This is a genomic window from Streptomyces humidus (assembly GCF_014649655.1).
GTDB lineage: Bacteria > Actinomycetota > Actinomycetes > Streptomycetales > Streptomycetaceae > Streptomyces > Streptomyces humidus.
In genome coordinates this window covers 341,271-350,975 of the sequence record NZ_BMTL01000005.1, presented here as the reverse complement: position 1 = coordinate 350,975, position 9,705 = coordinate 341,271, and the positions used below count along the sequence as shown (strand labels likewise).

8 protein-coding genes and 3 pseudogenes are annotated in these 9,705 nt (G+C 68.8%); 4 read left to right on the top strand and 7 right to left on the bottom strand.

Going from position 1 to position 9,705, the window contains the following annotated elements; translation table 11 throughout:
* Window positions 1-772, top strand: a pseudogene (locus IE239_RS07990) (IS701 family transposase); the annotation flags it as partial.
* Window positions 773-914: 142 nt separating this feature from the next.
* Here the strand turns inward: IE239_RS07990 and IE239_RS07985 are convergent.
* From IE239_RS07985 to IE239_RS07975, 3 genes are all read right to left on the bottom strand, one after another.
* The gene (locus IE239_RS07985; protein WP_190148551.1) at window positions 915-1,922 is read right to left on the bottom strand and encodes an IS3 family transposase; all 1,008 of its coding nucleotides are present in this window, start codon (window positions 1,920-1,922) and stop codon (window positions 915-917) included.
* A gap of 17 nt (window positions 1,923-1,939) precedes the next feature.
* A complete protein-coding gene (locus IE239_RS07980; protein WP_190148550.1) occupies window positions 1,940-2,329 on the bottom strand; it encodes a transposase in 390 nt (129 codons plus the stop codon).
* A 367-nt stretch (window positions 2,330-2,696) separates the two neighbouring features.
* The gene (locus tag IE239_RS07975) at window positions 2,697-3,980 is read right to left on the bottom strand and encodes a hypothetical protein (RefSeq protein ID WP_229877917.1); all 1,284 of its coding nucleotides are present in this window, start codon (window positions 3,978-3,980) and stop codon (window positions 2,697-2,699) included.
* 266 nt (window positions 3,981-4,246) lie between these two features.
* On the opposite strand from IE239_RS07975, the gene IE239_RS07970 reads away from it, so the two are divergent.
* On the top strand, window positions 4,247-4,681 hold the full coding sequence (locus IE239_RS07970) for a hypothetical protein (RefSeq protein WP_190148548.1): 435 nt from the start codon (window positions 4,247-4,249) through the stop codon (window positions 4,679-4,681).
* A gap of 17 nt (window positions 4,682-4,698) precedes the next feature.
* Here the strand turns inward: IE239_RS07970 and IE239_RS07965 are convergent.
* A pseudogene (locus IE239_RS07965) lies at window positions 4,699-5,154 on the bottom strand (IS5 family transposase); the annotation flags it as partial.
* A 32-nt stretch (window positions 5,155-5,186) separates the two neighbouring features.
* Between IE239_RS07965 and IE239_RS41905 the strand changes: the two are divergent.
* Together IE239_RS41905 and IE239_RS07960 are read left to right on the top strand one after the other, a co-directional pair.
* The gene (locus IE239_RS41905; RefSeq protein ID WP_229877915.1) at window positions 5,187-5,513 is read left to right on the top strand and encodes a transposase; all 327 of its coding nucleotides are present in this window, start codon (window positions 5,187-5,189) and stop codon (window positions 5,511-5,513) included.
* Window positions 5,514-5,518: 5 nt separating this feature from the next.
* Window positions 5,519-6,310, top strand: a pseudogene (locus IE239_RS07960) (IS3 family transposase); the annotation flags it as partial.
* A gap of 25 nt (window positions 6,311-6,335) precedes the next feature.
* Here IE239_RS07960 and IE239_RS07955 read toward each other — a convergent pair.
* The 3 genes from IE239_RS07955 to IE239_RS07945 all read right to left on the bottom strand — a co-directional run bounded on the left by IE239_RS07955 (window position 6,336) and on the right by IE239_RS07945 (window position 9,671).
* Entirely contained in the window at window positions 6,336-6,617 is a 282-nt protein-coding gene (locus IE239_RS07955) for a hypothetical protein (RefSeq protein WP_190148547.1), read from the bottom strand.
* A gap of 845 nt (window positions 6,618-7,462) precedes the next feature.
* The gene (locus IE239_RS07950; RefSeq protein WP_190148546.1) at window positions 7,463-8,431 is read right to left on the bottom strand and encodes an aldo/keto reductase; all 969 of its coding nucleotides are present in this window, start codon (window positions 8,429-8,431) and stop codon (window positions 7,463-7,465) included.
* Window positions 8,432-8,528: 97 nt separating this feature from the next.
* On the bottom strand, window positions 8,529-9,671 hold the full coding sequence (locus IE239_RS07945; RefSeq protein ID WP_190148545.1) for a DegT/DnrJ/EryC1/StrS family aminotransferase: 1,143 nt from the start codon (window positions 9,669-9,671) through the stop codon (window positions 8,529-8,531).
* Window positions 9,672-9,705: the final 34 nt, after the last annotated feature.

Genomic DNA, 9,705 nt, shown 5'->3' with positions numbered 1-9,705 from the left:
AGGTCGCCCGCCGCGCCGCCTGCGGCATCCCGGACGATGCCGGGCACGTGGAGAAGTGGCAGCTGGCGCTGGACATGCTCGATGAGACCCGTTCCTGAGGACTCGAGGTGCCGCTGGCCGTCGCGGACGCCGGATACGGTGATGCCGCCGCGTTCCGGCACGGACTGCAGGAGCGCGGCCTGAACTACGTGGTGGGGATCTCCAGCACGCTGTCGGCCCAGAGCGCCGACGCGGCGTTGGTGGCCGAGCCGTACTCCGGGATGGGACGCCCGCCGGTGGCGAAGTATCCCGGCAAGGCGCGTTCGGTGAAGGAGCTGGTCGTCGCGGCGGGGCGGAAGGCGGCCAGGGCGGTGCAGTGGCGGGAGGGCTCCCGGCCCGGCACCGGCCGCTCGGGCCGCAAGCGGATGTACTCCCGTTTCGTGGCCCTGCGCATCCGGCCTGCCGGACGCGAGGTCCGACAGATGGCCGACGGACCGGAACTGCCTGTGTGCTGGCTGCCGGCCGAATGGCCCGCCGGTGAAAGCGAGCCGGTGCAGTACCGGCTGTCCGACCTGCCCTCCGGCACGCCCCTGACCACACTGGTCCGCCTCGCCAAACTCCGCTGGCGCATCGAGCACGACTACCGGGAGATGAAACAGGCCCTGGGACTTGCCCACTTCGAGGGCCGCACCTGCAACGGCTGGCACCACCACGTCACCCTCGTCTCCGCCGCCCACGCCTTCTGCACCCTGCAACGACTGCCCGAGCCCCAAATGACGCGGCGCCGGCCTGAGCCTCTACCAAGTCGTCCGCGAACTGCAGACACTCCTCGCCGTCTGGACCGGCGCCTGCCCCACTTGCCATCACGACATACCCACCCCCATACGGACCTGACCAGGCCGGTAGTTGTCAAGTCAAATGAGACGTTCGCGGTGCTATGAACCTTGTGGTTCGGGTTGCCGGCGTTTCACCGGGTCGTTGATCCAGACCTGGCCGGGTATCTCGGGTGGCTTCGGTCGGCGGGCGAAGCGTTCGGGGTGGCGTTCGTATGCCTCGGCGAGAGCGGCGGCCCGCTGGTCGCGGACCTCCTCTGCAGTGCCGAAGTGGACGGAGGCGGGGGTGTGCAGGCCGATCCCGGAGTGTCTGTGGTCGTGGTTGTAGCAGGTGATGAAGGCGTCCATCCACTCCCGGGCATGGGCCGGCGAATCGAACCGTTCCGGGTAGTCGGCAGCGTACTTCGTGGTCCTGAACTGGCTTTCCGAGTACGGGTTGTCGTTGCTGACCCTGGGGCGCGAGTGACTCCTGGTGATGCCGAGGTCGATCAGCAGTTGGGACACTTTCTTGCTGGTCATCGAGGTGCCGCGGTCCGCGTGCACCGTCTCGGGCACGATGCCGTTGCGCTCGATCGTCTCGCGGATCAACTCCTCGGCCCGCTCAGCCGTTTCGGCCCGCTCGACGGTGTGGCCGACGATGTAGCGGCTGAAGATGTCGATGATGACGTAGGCGTGGTACCAGATGCCCTTGTCCGGGCCGGGCAGCTTCGTGATGTCCCAGGTGAAGACCTGCGACGGGCCGGTCGCCGTCAGCTCGGGGATCGTCCTGGCCGGGTGGGTGGCCTGGCGGCGGCGTTCGCCGTTCTGCCCGGCGGCGGACAGGATCCGGTACATCGTCCGCTCCGAGCACCGGTAGTTGCCCGCGTCCAGCTCACGCGCCCAGACCTGCGCGGGCGGCAGGTCGGCGTACTCCGGCCGGTTCAACAGCGCCAGGATCTGGGCCCGTTCGGCCGACGAGAGGGCCGAAGCGGGCGTGGGTCTTGGGGACGGTGCGAACTTCGGCCTGGGGTTGATGTGACGGTAGTGGGTGGCGCGTGAGCGCCCGGTCAGCAGGCAGGCCGCTGTGGTCCCCAACTGGCCCTGGACACCCGCGAACGCTTCGTCGATCACGGGCGCGGCGGCGTGCTTCAGTCCGCGCTCTCGGAGAGCAGTTCCAAGAGCGCGTTGGCTTTTCCCATGACTTCCAGGGCCGCGTCCCGGCGGGCCAGGTCCTTCTCCAGCCGCGCGACCTTCTTGCGCAGCCGTTCCAGCTCGGCCTGCTCGCTCGCCTTCTTCGGCCGCACCGCCGATGTCCGCCGGTCGACCAGAGCATCCAGCGCGCCGGCCTCCCGGGCCTGGCGCCACTCGATGACGTGCGAGTGGTACAGCCGCTCACGCCGCAGGATCGCACCCTTCTCCCCGGCCGGGGCGGCGTCGTACTCGGAGACGATCCGCAGCTTGTACTCCGCGGAAAACGTCCGCCGCTTCGGCTTCGGCGCCGGATCGTCACCGGCGGGTATCGGGGTGGCGCTGGCCATGCTGAAGGGATCTCCTGTCTCGCCCATCCAGACTAACCCGATAGACCGGGTGTCTCAGCCGAGGCTGTCAGAGCGGGCACTACTAGGATCGCGCCCGGCTCCTCGCCTTCGCGGCGGCCCGTCGTCACCCGAACTTTCCGGCAACTCGCTTTTTTGAAAGGGCTGTTATGTCCTGAGACGGCCCTACGGGAACCCGCAGCTGCCCGCAGTCCGTAGGGGGCGCCGGTACTGTCCGGCGCCGGCGCTCGTTCGCCTTACAGCGGTTTCAGGAGCGAGCCGGCTGGGGCGACCCGCACCCCTGAGGGGTGTGGGCCACTCGCCGTCGGCCGTGGCAGGCGCGCTGTCCTTCTGACGGCGGTTCGCCGGCTCAGTTCACGGTGAAGTAGTAGTCGTAGGGTGCTAGTTGGGCGCCCGAGCTGGTGGTCGCGTAGACCATCAGGTCGTAGAAGCCGTCGGTGGCAGGGATCCAGTCGACGCTCGCGGAGAGGTCGTCGCCCGCGGTGACCGTGACCTCGGGGCCCCCGTTGAAGGTATACGTGTAGGCGGCGACGTCCTTGACCTTGGGCGTGAACGTGAAGGAGCCCGGGACTCCTGCTCCGCCACCCGGACCGTTCTCGGGGTAGACGTCCGAAACGACCGTGGGAGTGGTGTCGTAGGTGCTGCTCCACCGGCCCATGTCGGAGACCCAGCCGTCCGCGCTCTTGCTGGTCACTTGGACAGCCTCCCCGTAGATGCCGTCCAGGACCACCGTCACCTTCGCCGTCCCGTCCGTCTCCGCCGCCACCTCGACGGGCTTGCCATAGATCTGACCGCCGATAGTGTCGACGGAGTAGCTGACGACCGGATTCCTGGACTGGAGTCCTGGCGCGGGCCGGAGCGTGAACTCGGTCGGCTCTCCGAACTCGGGCGACGGGACGGCTGGGGTGACGCTTGGTGCCGTGGGGCCCACGAAGAACATGTAGCTGGTGATCTCCGAAGTGTTGAAGGCCCGGTCCAGGCTTCGCACCCACAGGGTCTTCGGACCCGAGCCGCTCGGCGGCACCAGGCTGACCGTGGCTGAACCGCCGGGGACGTCGGCGCGCATGAAGTTTTGGGGATTCGAGTACGGGTCCACGACCTGCGGAATGCCGTGATCGCCGATGTTGACGATGCCGATGATCGGGAGGGGCTGAAGCCAGGCGTACTCGAATCCGGTGACATCGTCGTCGCCGCCGGCGCTCAGGGTGAACTCGGCCGGTGCGCCACCCGGGTTGGACACGTCCGGCGGGTAGTCAGCCGAGGAGATGGCAGGCGTGGTCACGGGACGGGTGTTGTCGATCGTGACGTAGCAGGTGGCCGACCAGTCCGAGGCCGTACTGTCGGCCACCGTCTGTGTCTGCCACGCGTAGGTCTGCCCGTCGGCGAGCGCAGCGGCCGGCAGAGTGGCCGGGGCCTCAATGCCGGGGAGCGCGTTGAGACGGGTGACCGTGGTGACGCTGCTCGGGCTGACGACCGGCCAGACCCGGTACTGCGCGGTAACCAAGGAGTTGTCGGCGGTGTCGGTGGTTCCCGGGATGCCCTCGACGCCGAGACCGGTGGCTGCCGAGACGTACGTGGGTCGGTCCGCGTCGGTCGAGCAGCTCTTGTGGCTGTTGAACAGGTCAGTGGGCACCGTGGGCGTCCCGCCGACCGCGCTCGCGGGCGACGCGGTGACAGTCAGGGTCAGGGTCAGTCCGACGGATCCCAGAAATGCGAGAACGGCACGCGATCGCGTGCCGAAAGACATGGTCAAGTGTGACCTCCGATGCCTCCGATATGCACTGATGTTCGAGCGTCGGAGGCATCGTACGAGGTGGCTCAGACCGGCGCACTAGGATTAAGGGCCTGTCCGGCGGATCTTGCTGGTCACGTGGCCTGGATGCCGGGCATGATGCTGGAGTGGATGAGTGGGCAGATTTCTTTGTCGCGCCCGATGACGAGTCGGCGGCTGCGGTCAAGGGCTTCAGCCCGCGCAGAGCGTTCGAGATCGTGCCTGTGGGTATCTACGATCCCTCGGACGCCGTAGTCGAGTGGGAGAGCCTCTTCACTGGAGACAGTCCGCAAGAGCTCATGCGGGCCGGCGAGCCGCAGGTACTGACTGAGATCACGAACGATGGCTGCTACGTCTTCGTGATCTCGGAGCGGCTCCAGGCCTTGCTCGCAACTGAGGATCCGCTGCGACTTGAAGAAGTAGCTCGCAAGTGGTCGCACCTGCGGCAGACTGATCGGGAGTTGGTTGAGGAAGGCGAGGCCGTCAGCCACCTTGCTGAGCTGGCATCTCTGGCCCGCACTGCCACTGGCCAGGAAGCTCGGCTGTACTGCTCCGTGCGGTAGCGGTCTGGGAGGCACGACAGCCTGATCGAGGCGAGGGCGATCGTGCCGTGGAACACGTATGCGCGCTTGTCGTAACACGTGGCAACGGCTCGGGACTGCTTGAGCCGATTGATCGTCCGCTCGACTTCGTTGCGGCGCTTGTACATCTCCTTGTCGAAGCCGACGGGTCGGCCTCCCCGGCTGCCGCGCCGCCGGCGGGTGGCACGCTGGTCCCTCGGCTCGGGGATGATGTGCTTGATCTGGCGTCGACGCAGGTAGCGGTGATTGTGGCGAGAGCTGTACGCCCTATCACCACCCAAGTGGTTGGGCCGCGTGCGCGGGTGCCCTCTGCAGGGGCGCTTGACCCGGATACGCTCCAGGACGGGGATCATCTGCGGGCTGTCGCCCCACTGGCCGGGGGTGACCAGCAGGGCCAGCGGCCGGCAACCGCCCTCCCCGGCGAGGTGGATCTTGCATGAACCGCCCCGTGTCAGGTAGAGACTCGATTCCGTGAAAGGATTGAGTCATGGCACGACCCTCCCGTTACCCGCTTGAGCTGCGCCGACGCGCGGTGCGCATGGTCACCGAAGTGCGCGACGACTACCCGAACGAGACGGCCGCCCTGCAGGCAGTCGCGGACAAGCTCGGCATCGGCTCCCGCGAGACTCTGCGGAACTGGCTGAAACAGCAAGAGATCGACGCGGGGCAGCGTCCGGGGACGACGACGGAGGAGTCCGCCCAGCTCAAGGCGCTCAAGAAGGAGAACGCCGAGCTGAAGCGGGCGAACGAGATCCTGAAGGCCGCGGCGAGTTTCTTCGCGGCCGAGCTCGACCGGCCACACACACGCTCGTAGCGTTCATCGACGAGCACCGGGACCGCTTCGGCGGCGTCGAGCCGATCTGCAGAACCCTCACCGCACACGACTGCAAGATCGCCCCTTCCACGTACTACGCCCACAAGAAACGCCTCCAAACGCCCTCCGCCCGTTCCGTGCGCGACGAGGCACTCAAGGAGAGGATCCACGACGTCTACACGTCCAACTACCGTGTCTACGGAGCCCGGAAGATCTGGCGCGAGCTGAACCGGCAGGGACATGCGGTGGCCCGCTGTACCGTCGAGCGCCTGATGCGCGAGCTCGGTATCCAGGGCGCGGTGCGCGGCAGACGCGTGGTCACCACGATCCCCGGCGGACAGGTTCAGCGGGCTCCCGATCTGGTCGACCGCGACTTCGTCGCCGCCGCTCCGAACCGGTGCTGGGTCGCGGACTTCACCCACGTGAAGACCTGGTCGGCGACCGTCTATGTCGCGTTCGTCGTGGACACCTTCTCCCGCCGGATCGTCGGCTGGTCCGCGGCCACCGTGAAGGAGACCGTCTTTGTCCTGGACGCGCTGGAAATGGCCCTCTGGCAACGCAACCGCGACCAACAGTCCATTCAGCCAGGAGAGTTGATTCATCAGATCCTCGACGAACGCGCCTACACTCAGGCCTTGGTGCTGATGAAGTCTGCGCCGGAGCAGGTTTCCACGTTCGTCGTCACCAACGCCTACCGCAAGGCCGCCCGCGCACTGCGCGACCACGGCTTCGTGCTGCTGCTCGGCGACCCGGCCGTTGGCAAATCCGTCATCGCCCTGATGCTGGCCAGCAGTGCCGCCGACAACTGGGGCTGCGTAGCCATCAAGCCACGCACCTCCGACGAACTGGAGCGACGGGCGCGTCGCGGCGGATCACGAGGAGCCCTGCCGCGCGGTCGGTCAGGGCATTCGGAGGATGCAGGGGTTCACCGGGCCGGTCCAGTTCTCCCGCGACGACCACCTCGAACCAGTCCAGGAGGCGGTTGATGAACCCGTACATGCCGTCGGCCGGATCCCACTCGGTCGCTGTCGAACGGTGCAGACACAGGTGGCGGCCCCAGTTGACGTGCGGGGTACCCGCGAACAGGGTATGGCGTGTCCGCACACTGGGGGCGGTGAACGGGAAGCGCGGGGGATCAGCAGGGTGACCGCCTCGACACTGCGCAGCCTCAGGCCGCCTGGGGTGCGCGGCAGGTTGGCGCAGCCGATGCTGATGCGGGCCTCGACGTACCCGGCCAGGTCGGCGACAGCAGCCACATGCGTGGCTGCCACCGCTCCTTGGGATGCCTGGACGATGCGGTGGAGCTGGTCGAGGGCGAGCCGCTGGCCCTCGGTGACGTCCAGGGTGGTGCTGTCCTTCACGCGGTGCCGGATCCGAGCTGTACCGCCGGCTCGGCCTTGTTGTCCCTGGCCTGCTGGACACCGGCACGGGCGGCGTCCGTGCCTCGCCGGTGCGAGAGGCCGGCCGCGGCAGTGAATGAAGCGGCCGGGAAGCGGGGGCTTTCTCCCCCGGCCCGGTCGAGGGAGAAAGCAGCGGCCAACTATGTCACCCAGAGTGGCCAACTGAAGCTCTCGGTCATATTTGATGAACTGCCTGCGGGGGCAGTACGCCGTGAATCCGTCCCGGAACACCTCACCGACGTTCGCCGTGCTGATGGAGCCCGGGCCAGCGCGTTCGGCGCGAGGAAGAAGGCGACGAGACACGCGCCCGTCAGCGCTGTCAGGAGGGCGATCTGCCGCTGCGGTGTGGCAGCGGGATGGGTCTGCGCATGCTGCCTGATCTTCGCTCGGGGGAAACCGCGGGTTCCGTGGATCGGAAGGTGCGAGCCGGACACTACCGCCCCTGGCCGCATGGTCTCTGGGGTCCGCCTCCGTCGCGAAGTGGGGCTTTCCCCTTGTCGATCAGGCCGAGTGACCGCTCCACACGCAACTCCGCCCGCGGGCGTCCTGTCAGGGGGACGGCAGGTCGCCCTCGCCGCTTTCCAGCCAGTCGCGTTCCTCCTCCGTCAGGCGGTGGGTCGCGGCGGTCAGGGAGTCGTGGACCTCCTGCGGCAGGCGGGGGCCGATGAGGGCCGTGACCGGGAAGGGCTGGGAGAGAGTCCAGGTCAGGGCGATGCCCGTGGCGGAGATGCCCTTACGCTCGGCGAGGAGCCGGGCGCGCCGCAGGCGCGCGGCGTTGGTCTCGCTGTACCAGCTCTCCGCGAGCGGGCCGGTGCGCAGTTCGTCGGGGTCGCTGAGCGCGTGCGCGCCGCGGCCCTGGCTGGCCCAGGGGTAGAGCCGTACTCCGGTGTCCTTCAGCCAGGCGCGCCAGGCTGGGTCGTGGGAGGTCTCCGTGCCCGGATAGATGGGGCCGACCATGTCGATCAGGCTGAACTGGTTGCTGACGCCGGCCGGCCGTGGCAGTCCGTGCGCGCGGGCGTAGTCGACGGCCTCGACGACGCGTCCCAGGGTCCAGTTGGACATCCCGTACGCGCCGATGACGCCGCGGTCCACCAGATCGGCGAGGACGGTGACGAACTCCCCCACAGGGACGTCCGTGTTGTCGCGGTGCAGCATGTACAGCGCCGCGTCGGTACGGTCCATGCGCGCGAGGCTCTCGGTGAGCTGGGCCTCGACGCGATCGGGCAGGCACTCCGGGGTGTGGGCGCCCTTGGCCAGTACCCAGGCCTCCTTGTCGACGCCTCGCGACCGGGCCCAGGCACCGAACGTGCGTTCGCAGCATCCGGGGCCGTACTGGTACCCGTAGAGCCAGGCGGTGTCGAAGGCGCGTCCGCCGCCTTCCCAATAGGCGTCGTACACGGGGAAGCCGCGCTCGTTCTGGCCGAAGGCGGAGGTGCCGAGCAGCAGCGGCAGACCGTCGGGTCCGGGCGTCTCGGGGGCGGTGCGGGCCGCGGGTGCGGTGTGCGGGGCGGGACTCATCGCTCTCCTGGGGTCGTCTCGGTCGTCGGAGGGGGCGGGCGCCGCGCACCGGCGGTGGGCGGTCGGTGCGCTGCGCCGGCTGTCGCGTGCGGCGCTGTCACTCGGTGGCGGTGACGGCCTTGCGGACCTCGTCGGCGATGTGGTCCAAGTGGCCCTCGGTGAGCCCCGGGTGGGACGGGAGCGCCAGCAACTCCTGCGACAGGCGCTCGGCGACCGGAAGGGACACGCCCTGGTGCTCGGCGAACGCGGGCTGCTTGTGCAGCGGGAACGGGTAGCGCAGCAGAACGGGCACGCCCCGGGAGCGCAGGTCGGCGGCGATGTCCCCGGCGCTCCTGCGGCCCGCTCCCGGTACGACGCGCACCACGTACTTCCAGAACGCGTGCTTGGTGCCTTCGGGCTCCACCGGCAGTTCCAGACCCTCGACTCCGGCCAGCCGTTGGGAGAGGCGGGCGGCGTTGCGGCGGCGGGCCTCGACCATCTCGCCGAGCCGCTTGTGCTGGGCCAGTCCGACGGCCGCCTGGACCGCGGTGAGGCGGTAGTTGTAGCCGACCTCGTGGGCCCAGATCATCCCGGGGCTTCCCTCGACGGGACCCTCACCGTGGCTGCGCGCGCGGCGCAGCCGTTCTGCGTACACGGGGTTGTCGGTGAGGACGGCACCGCCCTCACCGGCGGAGGTGATGACCTTCTGCTCGAAGAGGCTGACGCAGGCCAGGTCGCCGAAGCCGCCGATGGGACGTCCGGCGATCTCGGTGCCGAGGGCCTGTGCCGCGTCCTCGACGACGGGGACGCCCGCCTCCGCGGCGACGGCGGTGAGGGCGGCCATGTCGGCGGCGACGCCGTTGATGTGGACCGCCACGACGGCCTTGGTCCGGGAGGTGAGCAGCGACTTCACCGAGTCGGGGTCCAGGCAGTGGGTGTCGGGTGTGACATCGGCGAACACCGGGCGTGCGCCGAGGTACGTGACGGGGCTGGCCGAGCCGATGAAGGTGTGCGTCGGGACGATGACCTCGTCGCCGGGGCCGACGTCGAGGGCGTGCAGTGCCAGGTGGACCGCGGCGGTGCCGGTCGACACGGCCGCCGCGTGTTCGACGCCCTGTCCGGCCGCCAGGGCGGCCTCGAACTCTTCGACGATGCTGTTGCCTTGGCCCACCAGGCGGTTGGTGCGCAGCGCCGCCACCGCCGCCTCGATGTCGTCGTCCGTCAGCTGGGGCCAGCGGGGCAGTTCCTGGAAGGAGCTCAACGCGAAATACCTTTCGGTGAGGGGACTTCGGTGA

What these genes read in the sequence shown, in the direction of transcription:
- IE239_RS07980 (WP_190148550.1), bottom strand. Translation starts at nt 2,329, where the DNA reads ATGGCCAGCGCCACCCCGATACCCGCCGGTGACGATCCGGCGCCGAAG.
- IE239_RS41905 (WP_229877915.1), top strand. Translation starts at nt 5,187, where the DNA reads ATGGCACGACCCTCCCGTTACCCGCTTGAGCTGCGCCGACGCGCGGTG.
- IE239_RS07950 (WP_190148546.1), bottom strand. Translation starts at nt 8,431, where the DNA reads ATGAGTCCCGCCCCGCACACCGCACCCGCGGCCCGCACCGCCCCCGAG.